This window comes from Coprococcus aceti, from assembly GCF_025567285.1.
Taxonomy (GTDB): Bacteria; Bacillota; Clostridia; order Lachnospirales; family Lachnospiraceae; genus Coprococcus; species Coprococcus aceti.
Map to the genome: position 1 here is coordinate 456,098 of NZ_JAOQJT010000001.1, position 17,487 is coordinate 473,584.

General features: G+C 43.1%; 11 protein-coding genes and 1 riboswitch. Of the genes, 5 read left to right on the plus strand and 6 right to left on the minus strand.

Features of this window, described 5'->3' with window-relative positions:
- Window positions 1-5 precede the first annotated feature (5 nt).
- From OCV54_RS02040 to metK, 5 genes are all read left to right on the plus strand, one after another.
- Window positions 6-776 (plus strand): PP2C family protein-serine/threonine phosphatase, encoded by a 771-nt coding sequence (locus OCV54_RS02040; protein ID WP_055222436.1) that lies wholly within the window; start codon window positions 6-8, stop codon window positions 774-776.
- Between the two features lie 12 nt (window positions 777-788).
- The gene (locus OCV54_RS02045) at window positions 789-2,522 is read left to right on the plus strand and encodes a serine/threonine protein kinase (RefSeq protein WP_082431230.1); all 1,734 of its coding nucleotides are present in this window, start codon (window positions 789-791) and stop codon (window positions 2,520-2,522) included.
- Window positions 2,522-3,046, plus strand: a complete 525-nt coding sequence (locus tag OCV54_RS02050) for a hypothetical protein (RefSeq protein ID WP_055222437.1) — start codon at window positions 2,522-2,524, stop codon at window positions 3,044-3,046. Before OCV54_RS02045 ends, OCV54_RS02050 begins: the two co-directional genes overlap by 1 nt.
- A 23-nt stretch (window positions 3,047-3,069) precedes the next feature.
- Window positions 3,070-8,328 (plus strand): Ig-like domain-containing protein, encoded by a 5,259-nt coding sequence (locus OCV54_RS02055; RefSeq protein ID WP_055222438.1) that lies wholly within the window; start codon window positions 3,070-3,072, stop codon window positions 8,326-8,328.
- 150 nt (window positions 8,329-8,478) lie between these two features.
- Window positions 8,479-8,608, plus strand: a riboswitch (SAM riboswitch).
- A gap of 70 nt (window positions 8,609-8,678) precedes the next feature.
- Window positions 8,679-9,866 carry a methionine adenosyltransferase gene (metK, locus tag OCV54_RS02060; protein WP_055146176.1) on the plus strand — a complete coding sequence of 396 codons (1,188 nt, stop codon included), beginning with the start codon at window positions 8,679-8,681 and terminating at the stop codon, window positions 9,864-9,866.
- Window positions 9,867-9,959: 93 nt separating this feature from the next.
- On the opposite strand, the gene OCV54_RS02065 is transcribed toward metK, so the two are convergent.
- The 6 genes from OCV54_RS02065 to OCV54_RS02090 form a co-directional block, all read right to left on the minus strand.
- Window positions 9,960-11,378 carry a cohesin domain-containing protein gene (locus OCV54_RS02065; RefSeq protein WP_262563231.1) on the minus strand — a complete coding sequence of 473 codons (1,419 nt, stop codon included), beginning with the start codon at window positions 11,376-11,378 and terminating at the stop codon, window positions 9,960-9,962.
- Between the two features lie 33 nt (window positions 11,379-11,411).
- Window positions 11,412-13,532 carry a cadherin-like beta sandwich domain-containing protein gene (locus tag OCV54_RS02070; protein WP_022217501.1) on the minus strand — a complete coding sequence of 707 codons (2,121 nt, stop codon included), beginning with the start codon at window positions 13,530-13,532 and terminating at the stop codon, window positions 11,412-11,414.
- 207 nt (window positions 13,533-13,739) lie between these two features.
- Window positions 13,740-15,041, minus strand: coding sequence for a UDP-N-acetylglucosamine 1-carboxyvinyltransferase (locus OCV54_RS02075; RefSeq protein ID WP_015534313.1), 1,302 nt, complete (start codon window positions 15,039-15,041; stop codon window positions 13,740-13,742).
- Window positions 15,042-15,115: 74 nt separating this feature from the next.
- On the minus strand, window positions 15,116-15,529 hold the full coding sequence (locus tag OCV54_RS02080; protein ID WP_015534312.1) for an aspartate carbamoyltransferase regulatory subunit: 414 nt from the start codon (window positions 15,527-15,529) through the stop codon (window positions 15,116-15,118).
- An 11-nt stretch (window positions 15,530-15,540) separates the two neighbouring features.
- Window positions 15,541-16,470, minus strand: a complete 930-nt coding sequence (pyrB, locus tag OCV54_RS02085) for an aspartate carbamoyltransferase (RefSeq protein ID WP_004852491.1) — start codon at window positions 16,468-16,470, stop codon at window positions 15,541-15,543.
- 37 nt (window positions 16,471-16,507) lie between these two features.
- On the minus strand, window positions 16,508-17,440 hold the full coding sequence (locus OCV54_RS02090) for an ornithine carbamoyltransferase (RefSeq protein WP_015534311.1): 933 nt from the start codon (window positions 17,438-17,440) through the stop codon (window positions 16,508-16,510).
- Between the last annotated feature and the right edge of the window lie 47 nt (window positions 17,441-17,487).

Sequence of the window (17,487 nt, forward strand, 5' to 3'; positions counted from 1 at the left end):
GGTTTATGAGTTGCTTATTAGTTGTACATAGTGATATCGGAATAAAAAAGAGTACCAATCAGGATTCGGTTCTCGCTGTTAAGGCTGATACGGATATGGGTGAAATTTCACTGATTGCCGTATGTGATGGAATGGGTGGATTTGCTAAAGGAGAATTGGCATCTGCCACGGTTATAAGAGCCTTAAATGACTGGTTTGCCAACAGATTAACCTATCTGGTTGGCAGCGGATTCAGCGATGACGGTGTGCGCAGGGAATGGAATGATCTGTTAAAAAAACAGAATGAAATAATAAAAGCATATGGAGCAGTAAATGGAATAAGTCTGGGTACTACGATTGTGGCTGCATTATTTTACGGTAACCGGTATATCATATGCAATCTGGGGGATTCCAGAGCATACAGATTGAGCAATGGAATAGAGCTTATAACAAAAGACCATTCATATGTTCAGAGAGAGATAGATGCGGGAAGAATGACAGAGGCGGAAGCAGAGGTAAGTCCTCAGCGAAGCGTAATATTGCAGTGTATAGGTGCTTCGGATGATATATTTCCCGATTTCTTTTCAGGAACTACCAGTCCTGGTGACAGCTTTGTTCTGTGCTCCGACGGTTTCAGACACAAAATAGGCATGAACGAGATATATAAATACCTGAACGCCGGAATGACTCCGGATGAGGTGAGAATGAAGAATAATATGGAATATCTCACAGAGCTCAATAAATACAGGGCAGAGACGGACAATATATCAGTTGCAATGGCGAGAATAGTATCATAGGAGGGGAGCGCTATGCTTGAGATAGGTTCTCTTGTAGATGGAAAATATAAGATCCTGAACAAAATCGGACAGGGCGGTATGAGTGTTGTATACCTTGCCATGAACGAGAAGGCAAATAAGCAGTGGGCGATTAAGGAGGTCCGAAAAGATGGCAAGAAGGACTTTGACGTAATACGGCAGGGGCTTGTTGTAGAGACGGACATGCTTAAAAGGCTAAAGCATCCGCATTTGCCGAGTATAGTCGATGTTATAGATGGAGATGGTACCTTCCTTATAGTTATGGATTATATCGAAGGTAATCCTTTAAATGTTCTGGTCAATGAACAGGGAGCCCAGTCGCAGGAGGACGTGATCGATTGGGCAAAACAGTTGTGTGATGTGCTTGGATATCTTCACAGCAGAACACCGGCTATTATTTATCGAGATATGAAGCCGTCCAATGTAATGCTAAAGCCTGACGGCAATGTTATGCTTATTGATTTTGGTACTGCCAGAGAATACAAAAATAAGAACATGGTGGAGGATACAACCTGTCTTGGAACTCAGGGATATGCGGCTCCGGAGCAGTTTGGAGGGCATGGTCAGACTGATGCCAGAACGGATATTTATTGCCTGGGAGCAACTATGTATCATCTGGTTACTGGTCATAATCCGGCTAAACCTCCATATGAGATGTATCCGATAAGACAGTGGAATCCGAAGCTTTCATCAGGACTTGAAGAGATAATTCTAAAATGTACCAGAAAGAACCCTGATGATAGATATCAGTCATGTAGTGAATTGATGTATGCGTTGGAGCATTACAACGAGCTGGACATTACATATAAGAAATCACAGAAAAGAAAAATGTTCGGATTCGCAACGGCGGTTGTGTTGTCGGCGGCGCTCTTTGGTACAGCAGGATATATGAATTACAAAGAGAAATCTTACAAGAGTCAGAACTTTGATACGTATTATACATATGCGGGTACGGCGACATCGGAATCGGAGTTTAAAGACATGGTTAGCAATGCTTTAAGCCTGGATGATACTTCACCTGAGACATATGATCTTATACGTACTAAGTATCTTGAATATTTTGAGAATGGACAGCCTCAGGGTTCTGGGGATAAATCGATAACATTCAATGAGCTCAACAGTATAAAGGAACTGATTGAAAAGGATGGACATCTGGATAATTTCAAAAAAGCAGATCCTCTTGAATATTACAATTTCTGTTACAATCTCGGACTTAATTTGTGGGCATATATGAATAACGGAAGCTCCGACGCAATAGCGTGGTTTAGCAAGGTTGAACCATATTCGGATGGAAATAAAAACAACAATAAGAATGCGTCAAATGCAAAACTTTTCATAAGGCTTGGAGGATATGTGAATTCTTCAGGTGGAAGCGGAGTGGATATATTTGATGAGGATGTAGATTATTCTGCCGAGTGGGATGATCTGGTAAGCTTGTATGACCTCACGATATCACAGGATGACAATTATACTGATGATAAATTCAAAGCGTATACATATCAGCTTATTCTTAACCAGATTGTTGCAAAGGCAAGGGAATATAACGGTTATATAGATGCGTCCCAAATGTATGAAATGATAGACAACATAGAGACACAGGTAAAGGGTGCTTTGGTGGAGGTTGTCGGTAACAGCTATGATGGAGTATTTGACAGCCTTATAGATACAGCGCGGGGAAAGGTGAACAGTGCAGTCACCGGATCAGGTAAGACTGGGGGTGAGAAGTAATGTCACTTAGTGTAGATGAGATAGAACGTACCATGAATACATATCATACAGCGTGGCTTGTGTGTATGATAGCGGCATGTGTATTTCTTGTTGCAGCGGTTGTATTGTTTATTGTGTTTCGTATTCCAAGGGTGTTCATGAACCTCACAGGTATTGAGAGAAAACGCCAGATCAAGGAGATCACGGAGAATGTCGGAACAGAGGCACAGACTGCACGGCATAAGTCGGTACAGAAAAGAAAAACTGTACAGCCTGAGCCACCTGGTGTTCAGCAGAATAGTGCATACCAGATGAATGCCGGACAAATGCAGACGACAATGCTGGCGGGGCAGAATTCGAGTAACATTGATTCGACTGTCAAGCTGGCAAATTCTGAAAACACTGTATTGTTATCAAACAATGGCGGTGGTGCAGGGGCGACTGATGTTCTGGTTGCCAAAGCAAAGCCGGAGAAGTCAACAAGAAGCAGTGTGTTCAATATAACGCAGCAGATAATTCTGATTAATACAGAAGAAATCATATAAGTATAAGAGAGGAGCAAAGAGAAATGAGAAAATCAAGGTTTTTTAAAGCGTTGATGGCATGGACACTGGTTGTGATTATGATAACCGCAAATGCAGGAAGTGTACTTACATCAAGAGCAGTAGAGAGCACACCTGTATCTCAGGACGGACAGGATGGGCAGAGCCAGAAGGATCAGCTCAAAGAGCCTGCTTCAGAAGAATTTAAAAAACCGGCAGGAGTCGGTGATATCACATTTATACAGAATGAGATCAAAAGCGGGCTTGGACAGGTTACAACGGGCTTGAGGGTAGCCATAGACAATGGAGAAGAATTCAAGAATAGTGTTGATAAGGTGGAGTTCTGGATAGGGTCTATATGTGCAAGCTGTATTCACACTAAAGATTATGTGGATGAAGAATATTATGATTTTGATTTATTGGGTTCCCAGTTGAAAGCCGGGGATGAGCTGAGTGTCAGATTCTATCCGTTTCAGGGTGATTTTACTGCATGGACCGGCAATGTTGATTCAGATATAAATATAATACATGGAATTGACAGAGCATATGTATCTGAGGATAACGGCAGCTATAAGCTTAATATAAACACAAGCTTTGAGGGCAAAAGAAAATACAGTGTAGATATAATTGGAACAGATGATGGAAAGTCTCTTGCGGGACAGCCATATGAGCTTGTTACATCAGATGGAACAAGTGAAATAGAGCTCAGTTCAATTGTAAAGAATATCTCGGAAAAGAATTTCTATGTGAAAGTATCCGGTATAGATGCTTATGGAAACGCATTGGCAGAGGTAACTACAAAAGTTGTGACGAATTCGACATATCTTACGGTTAAGTATCCTGACAATGTAGAGATTTTAGCTGTCAGCGGAAAAAATGACCAGACAGCTATAGATGGCAGATATACTCTTTTAAAAAATCAGAAGATAACATTAAAAATAAAGGCAAATTCACCAAAGCCAATTATAAGCAGTATAACTGACAATGGAAATAACCTGGCATTTACTTCAACAGCTTCTGGCAAATCTGACAGCACGGTGTATTCTCAGACGAGCGTAGATATAGCTTTTGATGGAAATAATCATGAAGTTCAGATTGAGACTTCCGATGCACAGGGCGAGGGAGTATTGTCCTTTGCAAAGAATATAAAGAGTAACGAGTTCTATCCTACATATAAATATACTGCATTTTTCACAACGAGAAACGTGAAACCGGAGAATGCAATAGATGAGTATAGCGTGAAATTTAGCTCTGACTCTGCTGCAATAGAGTCGATCAATGCAAAAACCGGAGTATTCACAATTGCGGAGGATGCTCAGGAGAATTCTACATTTGAGATTAAGGCAACATACAAAATATGTGATACTGAGAAGACGGTTTCTATCAAGGGAACGGTGAAGTATGGTCAGTTTGACAATTTCAATTATGTATATGTAGATAAAAACAACACCACTTACCCGACAATGGTTGACAACAGCTATGTGTGGATGAATAGGCCGGTATTCCTCCGACTGGGCTTTGATACTGATAAGGTTGTATCCTATAAGGTAAATGATGGCGCATATACATCAATAGGAGACTCATCTCAGAAAGATATATATGCAGACGACAGTAACAGCTATTTTGAAAAGGAAACTAAAGTAAATATTACAACCAAAGCAATAGGTGATAACAAAAATCAGGATTCCTCTACGGATAAGAATAATTTCAAGTATAAGAAGGATGAAGTCCCTGTATATGTTGATCTCAATGCTCCTGAAGCAAAGGTTTCATACATGAAATTTTATGCAAAGAACTCAACAGAAATTCAGATAGACAATGCATCTGAGAAAATACCTGAGGCATATAAGAAGGTTGTGACACTTGACATATCCGATCCAGAGTCAGGCCTTGTTGACAAGGTTGTGTATTCGGATCACGAGCTGACAGATATCGATGTAAATAATACGACTACGGACAGTGTAAATAAGATATTGAGTAAGTACAGTAATCAGACAATATCCGTCAATTCAGGAAGAGCAGAGCTTACAGTTACTGCAGATAAGAATCCAAGCAATGACGCTCGGAATACGTATTATTTCTATACATTTGACAAATCCGGAAACTGTACTATGATCACCTGTGATATTGGTGCACTTCCACAGATAAAGGGTGGCGCAGTCAAGTATAAAAATGAGCTTAAGGATGGTTTTACAAAGGCTGGAAACAGTGTTTATTTCACAGTAAATGGTTCATTTGGAATATATGAAACAGATGTGGATAAGGAGTATGGCTCAGATACAGCTTATATCAAGTTCTATTACGTTAAGGCTGGAAATCAGAACAACAAGATTGCAATAGATAATATAAGTGTATCAGAAAATACAGAGCAGGGAGCATATGACGTAACAGGAACATTTGATATACCTAAGGGTAGTGATGCTGATGGCGTATACGATGTGTATATGGATGTTCAGGATGCTGCAGGAAATAAGCTGGATAATATGCTTCATGCACATTTTACAGTAGATAACACTGCTCCTGTACTGACTGCGAACAAGGAGTTTGGAGACAGCAGCTATACATATCTTAACGCATCAAGTAATAGCGCATGGGGAGTAAAGGCTGTTGAGAACAATCTTAAAAGTATAAGTGTAGAGAGCGTTGATATTGCTAATGTTGGCGACTCATCAAAGAGCGCAGAGGATATCAAGAAGATCGTAACAGATACATTTACATATCCGGGTCAGGCCACACAGTTTGTCAAGAACAATGATGGCACATACAGTACCGGAAGCTGCAAGATTCCTGCTGAGGCAAAGTATACAGTAAATCTTAAGGCTGAAGATGTTGTGGGTAACATATGCAGGCTGTCTATGAGATTTTATTATGACAAGACATCAGCCAATATATCCGGTTTTTCTGTTAAGCCGATGTCTGACGATACAAAATACGAGGATTATAAGTCCTTCTCCAATGGAGCAATCCAGTTATCATTCAGTGCAAATGATGATGTCAGTGGAGTAGGAAAGGTTGTCATTGATTTTGAATCGGCAGATAAAAAGAACAGTGACACAATTGATTCTGAGGTATGGACATGCGGATCAGGAGAGAAGCTAACTAAGGCGTTTACCAAGCTTATAGACAAGAACTTTAAGGGTAAAATAAACATAACTGTATATGATGTTGCAGGCAATAAGGCATATCAGAGCAAAGAGGATGTGACAAAGTATTTTGGTGTAGTCAGAGAGGACAGTAATCTTCATGAGAGAACGTCATCTGTGGATATCACTGAGAACAGTTCAATTGCAACAAAATATGGTAACGTATATTATTATGGCAAGGATGAGAATGTAAGCCTGTCAATAAAGGCAAATGATGATTTCTCGGGAATAAAGAATGTTGTGCTTAAGGACAATGGAAACGTTCAGACTCTATGTGATAATACTGATAAAACATCCATTAAGACAAAGTTCAGTGGATCATACACGATAGGTTCCGCAGAAGAAAACGAGGGAGAGCACCGTGTGATGGCAACGCTCACTGATAATGCGGGAAACGTAATTACATCTGGTGTATATCGCAGATATGTGATTGATACCATAGCTCCAGTTATAAGCTGTACATATGATTCAAATAATGACTCAAACTTCTACAACAGGGCAAGAACGGCACATATCAGAATTGATGAAGTGAATTTTGATCCTGAAAAGGTTACTGTGTCAGTGTCTAAGAATGGTGTTGTGACTAAGCTTAAGAATAACTTCAGTAAGGATGGTAATACATATGTAATGGACTATGTATTCTCAGACGATGCAGATTATATTCTTACAGTTACATGTCGAGATAAGGCTGATAATAAGGCAAATGATTATTCGTCAGGAAAGTTCACAGTGGATGCGACAGCACCTGTATTGGAGGTTTCGTACGATAATAACAGTGCTCAGAATGGCACATATTACAATGCATCCAGAACGGCTACAATAAGGGTTGAGGAGCATAACTTTGATGCTTCACGAGTTAATATAGCTGTAACATCGGAGGATGGAACATCCGCAGCTCCGGGAGCAAGTGGATTTACATCAAATGGTGATACGCACGTTGCGACAGTCAATTTCTCTGCAGATGGAAAGTTCCGTATAAGGGTAAGCGCAACAGACAGTGCGGGAAATACTGCATCAAATACAGTTGATGATTCATTTACCATTGATATGACTGCTCCTGAGATTAGCATATCGCAGGTAGAAAAGGATGGAGTATACACAGATGAGGTATCGCCGGTTATATCTGTAACGGATACAAACTATAACAAGGATGGCATATCAATAAGTGTGACCGGCACAAGAGGCGAAGCTGGCAGTGATGATGTGGCATACAGCGCCGAGACGGTTTCAAATGGTGAGAAATATTCATATTCTAACTTTAAACAGAGCGAGAATGTTGATGACAATTATACTCTGGTTGTGACTGCTAAGGATATGGCTGGAAATGAAACAAGTCAGGAAATAGGATTTAAGGTAGATAGATTTGGATCTTATTTCGTACTTGGAAAGGCTGCAAAGGCAAGCGTCGACAGATATTATACGAATCTGAGCGATGGTGACATAGTTATAGATGAGTATAATGTTGCCGGTTTTGCGGATTCTGATGTGTACTATACAGTTGGCGACAAGGTAGTAAACCTTGAGAGCAATGAGTATACAGTCAAGGAAGACAAGCCGTCAAATGGATGGAACAAGCGTTCATTTACAATTCCTGCTGATACCTTCAAGGACGAGGGTGTGTACAGTATAGTTATCCATACCAAGGATGCAGCGGGAAAAGAAACAGATAATGAAGTAAAGAATGCTGCGGTTAAGTTCTGTATAGATAGAACAGCACCGGAGTATCATGTAGCTGGTGTTGAAAATGGTGCTGTGTATGAGAATACGGATTCTGTAAGTGCATCGGTTTCATTCCATGATAATCTTGCGCTGGGATATGTGGACATCACGGTTGACGGAGTCAAGACGAGATATGAAGCTAAGGACATTGAGAAGCTCGGCGGAGAGGTTAAGCTTGACGATATAAAGGCATCTGCAAAGAAGCACACAATAGTTGTGGAATGTTTTGATGCAGCAGGTAATGGCGCATCGGATAATGGTTCAGAAATAACATTTACTGTATCGAGTAATGCTATTCAGACGGCTATGGCTGAGGCTGGCAGCATCTCATGGATCATTATACTGATCATAGTTATTGTGGTATTGATTATTGCGGGAATAGTTATATTCCTTGTAAGAAAGAAAAAGAAGGATAATAACTAAGTTATTGGTATGGGCAAAGGGGATAGCCACATCTCCTTTGCCCATTATATATAAAAAAACTCATTAAGCATCATTTCCCCCAAAAATATGTTGACTAATAACTCTCAATGCTATAGAGTAATGATTGCATTTATAGATATTAGAAAAACGCTCTTATTCAGAATGGTGGAGTCAGAAGGGACGAAGAAGCCATGGCAACCCCGATGTCAGATTCGGAAGGTGCCGACCTGAGCGACGCAGATATGTAGGTGATACAAGACCTGTGCTCGAACAATGAGAGGCTTGACAGACACGATCAAACCGCTCATACGAAGCGGTTTTTCTTATGTACAAAAAGGAAAGGAAGTAGTATGGAAAGAAGATTATTTACATCGGAATCAGTAACAGAAGGACATCCTGACAAAATCTGTGACCAGATATCAGATGCAGTGCTTGACGCGCTGATGGAGCAGGATCCAATGAGCCGTGTGGCATGTGAGACATCCATCACGACAGGTCTTGTGCTTGTCATGGGAGAGATCACAACCAACGCTTATGTGGATATTCAGAAGATCGTTCGTGAGACGATCAGAGAGATCGGATACGACAGAGCAAAGTACGGATTTGACTGCGATACATGCGGCGTTATCACAGCCATAGACGAGCAGTCATCAGATATTGCCATGGGAGTTGACAAGGCACTCGAGGCAAAGGAACACCTCATGAGCGAGGATGATATCGAGGCGATCGGTGCCGGAGATCAGGGTATGATGTTTGGATTTGCAACAAATGAGACACCTGAGTACATGCCATATCCAATAGCACTTGCCCACAAGCTTGCAAGAAAGCTCACAGAGGTAAGAAAGAACGGAACACTCCCATACTTAAGACCGGACGGTAAGACACAGGTAACAGTTGAGTACGATGAGAATGACAAGCCTGTAAGACTTGATGCAGTCGTTCTCTCAACACAGCACGGAGAGGAAGTCAGCCAGGAGCAGATCCACGCTGACGTTAAGAAGTATATATTCGACGAGGTTCTTCCACAGGAGCTCATCGATGAGAAGACCAAGTTCTTCATCAATCCAACAGGAAGATTCGTAATAGGTGGACCAAATGGTGACAGTGGTCTCACAGGACGTAAGATCATCGTTGACACATACGGCGGATATGCCCGTCACGGCGGCGGAGCCTTCTCAGGCAAGGATTGTACCAAGGTAGACCGTTCAGCGGCTTATGCGGCCCGCTACGTGGCTAAAAACATAGTTGCAGCAGGTCTGGCTGACAAGTGTGAGATACAGCTCTCATACGCTATCGGTGTTGCAAGACCTACATCCATCATGGTAGACACATTTGGCACAGGAAAGCTTTCAGATGATAAGCTTGTCGAGATCATTAGAGAGCACTTTGACTTAAGACCAGCAGGTATCATCAAGATGCTTGACCTCAGAAGACCTATCTACAAGCAGACAGCAGCTTACGGACACTTCGGAAGAACAGATCTTGATCTCCCATGGGAGAAGCTGGACAAGGTGGATGTGCTGAAAGCATACTTATAAGCAGATTAAAAAAATTCAGACAAATATAAAAGCACATGTATCAGATTGAAACTGATACATGTGCTTTTTGTATATCACGTTATTCCGTGAGTATTAATCTTTGTATTTCTTTGCGGATTCAAGTGCCGCATCTATCTCGTCGAGGGATGCCTGGATCTTGCTCTCCGTACTCTCCGTATCCTCTTTGACGTCAAATGCTGAATCTATAGGCTCGCTGTCATCGGCGACATCCTCAAATGCAGTGTCGTCATAGTCGTCAGTGTGGATGACATCGTCCTCATCAGGAGATACCTGATTGTCGTAATCGGAGTCTGCGTAACTCTCGTGGATAACCTCGTCGTCCCCAGGGAAGAGCGCCTTGTTGTTGATGGTGGGCACCTCGCTATTGTCGTGGTGAGGCATTCTGACGTGTTCAGCGGCTTTTGCGGAAGGCTCGGCAGCTTCTGATGTTTCATTTGCTGTGCTTTCCTTCTCCTCGTTGTCCTTCTTCAGCTTGTCTATCTGAGCCTCGTAATCAGCGATGAGACCCTTGAGTGAGACAGCAAGGATGATGATGACAACGACCAGTATCACAAGAACTATGATGGCTATGAGCATTATTACGAACTTGTGCTTGTCTATGAAGCTGGACAGCGAATCCGTCTCCTCGATGAGATCCGTTGCGTCAAGGAAAGTTCCTTCATTTGGATTGAAGAAATACCAGCCCTGGTGTCCGTCGTTTGTTGCTGCGTAGAGGAGAACGGTGTTGGAACTGCTTCCCTTCATATAAGCTCTGATGTCCGTGTCGTTCAGGTTGATCTTCACTGGAAGATATCCGGTTGGCACTGAGACTGAATTAGGCTTTGGAATGATGTTATAAGTGTTGTTGTTTGAGTGAACGCTTACAAGGGTATCTGCAGGTGCGGATGCGTTCTGATCTGCCTCTGTGAGTGTTCCTACCTCATCCTCAGTAACAACAGGCTTGGTCTCGCTGTCGATCAATGCAAGAGGTGTTGCAGGCTCGGCTTCTGAACCGGTATCGCTGACAGTAGATGAAGCTGCTTCGGTGGAAGCGGCGGCTGACTTGTCGCTGATGGTTACCGAGTTGTATGACGGTGTCATGTCTATCGACTCTTCTGTGTCGGAGATGACCTCAACTGCTGATGTCTCTATGCTGGCAGTTCCGCTTGCAATGGCGGTAAATGTAAATGTTGCTGTCATTGCATCTCCAGGCTTTACATTTGCCTGGGAGTAGCTTACGGTGCCCTCAGATTCCACGGTGCCGCCGCTCACAGCCTTGAGCAATGTGGAATCATATGTGATATTGTAGCTGTAGCTTGATAAAGCCTGATCGGCTGCGTTTATACTTACCTTGATCTCCACGGTATCGCCAACAACGACCGTGGTGGATGGAACCTCAACACTAAATGCGACTGTAGCGGCATAAGTGGTATGAAGCATGAAAAGCATCATAGTCAACACACATGCAACTTCTGTCATAAACGTTCTAAAGCTAAATCTTGTAGTCCTCATAATATTCATATACGGTTATCCACCGAGTCCTCCTTATCCTCTGTTAATTATTATGGTGTAAGTACGTGTAGCTTTACTCTGGGATTTACATACTATCTTAAATGTATTCTTTCCTGATTTCAGGGTTTTTGTTCCCTTTCCGCTCACTGTGGAGTAGCTGCTTACAGGTGAAGCGTTTATTTTCACACTTGATACAGATGAGCGCACATTTACCGTGTACTGTGTAGTGCTGTTTATTGCAAATGTAGGTGACAGCTTCTTGCCGCTTACAGAGAGTGTTTTCAGGTAGTTGTTCTGGTTGCCCGGATTAGCCGCAGGCATCTTCATTGCTGTGCTTGGCATATTCTTGTAAACAGGTATGGCAAATGTTATGGCCTTGTTGAGTGCTCCTGAAGACTTGTAGGCATCATATACCTTCCATGCCTCTGTTGTAGGGGCCTGTACATTTCCCATGTACTGATGCCAGTACAGGCAGTCTGTGTAGGTTACGTTGAACTTCTGAGTATACAGAGTGTTCTGACCCTTGTTGATGTAGGACTCTCCGATATACATCGCACCGCCGATTATTGATTTGGCAGGTGTTGTCCATGGCCTGTTGTACGATGTGCCCGATGAAGCCCATCTCAGACCGTTTGTTATAGCGTTACCCGATGCACTCTCAAATGCACCGATATTGTAGAAGTTATATATGCCGGGATATGTGGCATTCTTACCGTTTGTTCCCGAGGTTATCGAGCCTCCGACCTCCTGCTTGATACGTGAAGCAATGTGGTAAGGGCTGACGCCGGATTTCTGTGCTGCGGTGATTATCATGGACGAATATGTGGTGGTCGAACCGGTTGGGTGCGCATTGTGCATAAACGAACCAGATAATATAGCCTCAACTCCTGACTTTGTCTGTGATGAGTCGTATGACAGCTTTTCAAATGCGAACATGGAGCTTGCGGATGACATATATGTTCTCGGATCGAGGTAATACTTTACAAGATCGTCCGAGGCTGCAAACCATGTTGAACCATCATATGATGAGTAGGAGTCTGTCTTGTAGTTGTATCCAACGGTCTGTGATCTCCAGCCGTAGTTAGGACTGTAAGATGTACAGTTTACAAGGTTGTTGACACGTCCCTGTACGTTGACCTCGTTCTTGACCACGTCGTTCCAGTTAAGGTTGGTGTGTACCGCCTTGAATATCCAGTTTGGGTGCTCCGCATGGAGCTTTCTGAGAAGCACCTTGTAGCTCTCAGGGAAGTTCTGGGCGGATAATTGCTTTTCAAATGCTGCATCCGATGTCTGGTTACCGTCAGGTTCCTTGTATGTTCCCATTGTGATGAGCGATGAGGAGATAAATCCTGTATACTTCTTGCTGCTGTATGTGAGGTTGACCTTGTACCATGACTTGTTGGATGTATCAGTCACGGAGAGTGCCTGTCCCTTCATGAGCATGATCGCGCTTCCGTTGTAGGTTATAGGTGTACCCGCTGCCGTCTGGCGGAAGTATACATAGTCTTCATTCACGTAACCGCTCTTGGCTGCCTGAGCCGCTGTGGTAGGCTGCTGTGTAGTAGCCTTGGTCGTGGCCTTTGTTGTGGCTGAAGTGGAGTCGATCACGATGAACTTGGAATATACATAACCGGTGTAGCGCTTCTTCTTATATGTAAGCTTGACCTTGTACCATGTCTTGTTGGAAGTGCTCAGTACGGTCATGCTCTGACCGCCCATGAGCATGATCGGCGATCCGTTATACTTCAGCGGCGTGCCGTTTGGCGTTTTTCGGAAATATACATAGTTTTCATTTTTTCGAAGGTGAGCCTTCTTGGAGGTTGTCCTTGTTACCTTGATAAATGCGGAGTACACATAACCGGTGTAGCTCTTCTTCTTGTATGTAAGCTTGACCTTGTACCATGTCTTGTTGGAAGTGCTCAGTACGGTCATCTTCTGACCCTTCCTTAGGAGTATGGCCGAGCCGTTATATTTTATAGGCGTGCCGTTTGGTGATTTGCGGAAATACACGTAGTCAGACGTGAGAGTTCCCGTGGTCGCGGCTTCTGCGTGATTGTTTCCCACATACAGTCCGGTCACCGCGATGCAGACGACCGCCCAAATAAGCATTACGATAGAAATAGTAGTCCGGGTTCGTTTAGTATTGATATCCATAGTAACCTCCATTTTTCATAAAACAAATCTATATATAAAATAGTATTTATGACAAAATTACATCAGTCTAAGTTTACCATAATTATTGCAAATGAGCACCATTTTTGTGAAAAAAGTTATAAAAAAGTAATAAAATTGCAATAAAAAAGCTTTTGCCGGTCAGACAAGTGCTGACCGGCAAAAGCTTTTCGCCTTATGTCGTATATATTAACCTACTTTGAGCTTGAATTTCTGGATCTCTTTGTCCGTCTCTACCTTCTCGATGAGAGCACCAAGTCCGCGAAGCTTTTCGTCGAACTTCTCGTAGCCTCTCTGGATATACTTGATATCACATACAGTAGAGAAGTCGTTGGCCACAAGTGCCGCAATTACAAGTGCTGCGCCTGCTCTCAGGTCAGGTGCTGCAACATTTGCACCGGTGAATGTCTCCACACCATCGAGAATAGCGGTGTTGCCCTCGACTCTGATGTGTGCGCCCATTCTTGAAAGCTCTGCGACATACTTGAATCTGTTCTCAAATATGCTCTCGGTGACGATGCTTGTTCCGTTGGACAGTGCAAGTGTAACCGCCATCTGTGGCTGCATATCTGTCGGGAATCCCGGATATGGCAGAGTCTTGATGTTGGTAGCTTTGAGTCTCTTGTTGCACATTACTCTCACTGAATCATCGTACTCGATGACAGTGGCACCTATATCTGTAAGCTTTGAGGTTATAGCCTCAAGATGCTTAGGAATTACGTTCTTGATGAGGACGTTGCCTCTGGTGGCTGCTGCTGCAACCATGAAGGTTCCTGCCTCGATCTGATCCGGAATGATGGAATATGTAGTTCCGTGAAGTGACTTTACGCCACGGATACGGATGACATCAGTTCCGGCACCCTTGATGTTAGCACCCATACTGTTGAGGAAATTGGCAACATCAACGATATGTGGCTCCTTGGCTGCGTTCTCTATGGTAGTCTTGCCGTTTGCCATTACGGCGGCCATCATGACATTGATGGTGGCACCTACTGAGATCACATCCATGTAAATGTGGCTTCCGATCAGCTCATCAGCCTCAACGGATATCATACCGTTTGCTATATCAACGTGGGCTCCAAGTGCTTCAAAACCTTTTATGTGCAGATCTATCGGACGGGCTCCGATGTCGCATCCGCCTGGAAGAGCGACCTGTGAATGGTTATATTTGCCAAGCAGTGCGCCGAGCAGATAGTAGGATGCTCTGATCTTTCTGATATATTCGTCGTCGACACAGAGATCGGTATTCGGATTGATGGTTCCACCACATATAGCAACCGTGTGCTCGTCTATGTAACGGACCCTTGCGCCGATACCCTGAATGGCCTGAAGAAGGACTCTTGTATCTCTGACGTTCGGTACGTTTTCTATTGTGACTTCCTGGTCGGTCATGACTGCAGCGGCAAGTATTCCAAGTGCGGCATTCTTAGCACCCGCAATGGTAACTTCGCCCTCCAGAGGACGACCTCCCTTGATAACATACTGTTCCATATTTCACCTCTTAGATAATTCTCGGATTATCGCAACTTTATAGATTATAGCACATAAAACTGAAAAGTAAACAGTTACTTGTCTGCTTCACAGTATATACATCTGTAAATTCGCTTTTCTCTGTCTGTGAGTTTGAATATATGGGTTATTCCCTGCTCTGTGGTCGTAATGCATCTTGGATTGGTACATTTCTTTATTCCAACCAGTCTCTCAGGCAGTTCGATCTTACGTTTTTCAACGAGCTTGCCGTCCTTGATGATGTTGACGGATATATCCGGGTCGATATACCCCAGAACATCAAGGTTTATGTCGATATCCTGATCTATCTTAAGAATGTCCTTTCTTCCCATCTTCTCGCTTTTAACATTCTTGATTATAGCAACGGAGCAATCCAGCTTATCAAGATGAAGATCGTTGTATATCTGCAGGGCTTTGCCTGCTGTTATATGGTCAAGTACAATACCATTCTGAATACTGTCAATATTCATGATCATTCCTCCTATGCCTTAAAATCCTTGTCGAGTCCGAGAAGGTCCATGATGAGTGCCATTCGGACATATTTGCCGTTGAGTGCTTGTCGGAAATAACATGCTCTCGGATCGTCATCCACCTCAACAGATATCTCATTTACACGAGGAAGCGGGTGAAGGATCGACAGGTCAGGCCTAGCGAGAGCCAGCTTTGACTTGTCAAGAATATAGGTATCTTTCAGTCTTATGTAGTCCGCCTCGTTGAAGAAACGTTCTTTCTGGACTCTTGTCATATAGAGAACGTCCAGAGATCCGATAGCATCCTCAAGAGAGGAAATCTCCTCATATGGTATATTATTCTTTTCGATGACTTCTGTTCTTATATAATCAGGTAATTTTAATTCATCCGGTGATATGAGAATAAATTTTATGCCTTCGTATCGTGACATGGCCTTTATAAGTGAATGAACCGTACGACCAAACATAAGATCTCCGCAGAAACCTATGGTCATATTGTTTAGTCTGCCCTTCTCTCTCTTTATTGTGAGAAGATCGGCCAATGTCTGCGTAGGGTGATTGTGACCGCCGTCACCAGCATTAATAATAGGAACATCTGATTTCATGGAAGCCAGCATCGGGGCACCCTCTTTATAATGTCTCATAGCTATAATATCGGCATAACAGCTGACGATCTTGACGGTATCGCCCACACTCTCACCTTTTGTTGAAGATGAGGAGCTCGCAGATGAAAATCCGAGAACGTTTCCGCCAAGTTCCATCATGGCAGCCTCGAAGCTAAGTCTTGTGCGTGTGCTTGGTTCAAAGAACAGAGTTGCAAGCTTTTTGCCCTTACAGACTTCGCTGTATTTCTCTTTATTGTCGATGATGTCCTGTGCCAGCACGAGAAGGTGGTCAACCTCCTCAACTGACAGGTCCATTGGGTCTATTAAATGTCTCATTTGACATGATCCTCCTTAGGTTATCAGAATGAATATTTTAAGAATTAAGAAGGGTATACATAACAGCCTTCTCAGCGTGACGTCTGTTCTCAGCCTCATCCAAAATGTGGTTGAGGTTCTTGTCGATAACGCCCTGTGAGATCTCAAATCCCTGGTGCATAGGCATGTCGTGGAATACTATAGCCTTGCTGCCCTCTGTGAACTCCTCGTTGAGCTGGTAAGGCATCATCTTTGCAAGAGTCTCCTCCTTCTGCTGCTTGTATGCAGGGTTGTTGAAGAACTCCATGTCTACCCATGTATCTGTGTAGAGGATATCCATGTCCTTGGCGTACTTCTTGGCCTCCTCCATGCTCATGGTAGGATCGAGCTCAATATAGTGACCTGTAGCCTTTGCTGCCTCAAAGAAGTCATCGCCGCATACGGTGTTGTTCACAAGTGGCGTGAGTCCGTAGATAGTTCCCTTCTTCATCTTTGCGAAGAACTCAACAAGAGAGTTGAATACATTATTCTTGGCACCGATGTACATAAGTTTTACATCGAGACTGCCAAACTTTTCTATAATAGTGAGGGCATCTGCCAGGATCTGGCATGGATGATAAGAACTGTCACATCCGTTGATAAATGGAACGGTAACATTGTTGCCGAACAGCTCGACTGTCTCATTCTTTACAAGACGTGCCATGATGATATCTACATTCCTGCATACATACTTAATCTCTGATACAGGCTCACCGAGTGTAAAGTTGGAATCCTTCCAGAGCTGGTTGTAATATGTGCCGCCGAGCTCAGTTATACCTGTTGTAAATGAAAGAAATGTTCTTGTGGAAGTCTTCTCAAAAAGAGTGTAGAGTTTCTTGCCCTCAAGAGCGTGAGCGTACTTATCAGGGTTCTTCTTCATGTCAAGTGCCAGATTGAGAATATCCATCAGCTCATCAGCTGTGAAATTCTTGAAGTTAAGCATGTTTTTCATAACAAATGTCCTCTTTTCTCTAGAATTATAAATTGTTTGCAATACGG

Excerpts from the sequence above, each read along its gene's own strand:
- OCV54_RS02040 (WP_055222436.1), top strand. The coding sequence starts at position 6 with ATGAGTTGCTTATTAGTTGTACATAGTGATATCGGAATAAAAAAGAGT.
- OCV54_RS02045 (WP_082431230.1), top strand. The coding sequence starts at position 789 with ATGCTTGAGATAGGTTCTCTTGTAGATGGAAAATATAAGATCCTGAAC.
- OCV54_RS02050 (WP_055222437.1), top strand. The coding sequence starts at position 2,522 with ATGTCACTTAGTGTAGATGAGATAGAACGTACCATGAATACATATCAT.
- OCV54_RS02055 (WP_055222438.1), top strand. The coding sequence starts at position 3,070 with ATGAGAAAATCAAGGTTTTTTAAAGCGTTGATGGCATGGACACTGGTT.
- metK (WP_055146176.1), top strand. The coding sequence starts at position 8,679 with ATGGAAAGAAGATTATTTACATCGGAATCAGTAACAGAAGGACATCCT.
- OCV54_RS02065 (WP_262563231.1), bottom strand. The coding sequence starts at position 11,378 with ATGAGGACTACAAGATTTAGCTTTAGAACGTTTATGACAGAAGTTGCA.
- OCV54_RS02070 (WP_022217501.1), bottom strand. The coding sequence starts at position 13,532 with ATGGATATCAATACTAAACGAACCCGGACTACTATTTCTATCGTAATG.
- OCV54_RS02075 (WP_015534313.1), bottom strand. The coding sequence starts at position 15,041 with ATGGAACAGTATGTTATCAAGGGAGGTCGTCCTCTGGAGGGCGAAGTT.
- OCV54_RS02080 (WP_015534312.1), bottom strand. The coding sequence starts at position 15,529 with ATGAATATTGACAGTATTCAGAATGGTATTGTACTTGACCATATAACA.
- pyrB (WP_004852491.1), bottom strand. The coding sequence starts at position 16,470 with ATGAGACATTTAATAGACCCAATGGACCTGTCAGTTGAGGAGGTTGAC.
- OCV54_RS02090 (WP_015534311.1), bottom strand. The coding sequence starts at position 17,440 with ATGAAAAACATGCTTAACTTCAAGAATTTCACAGCTGATGAGCTGATG.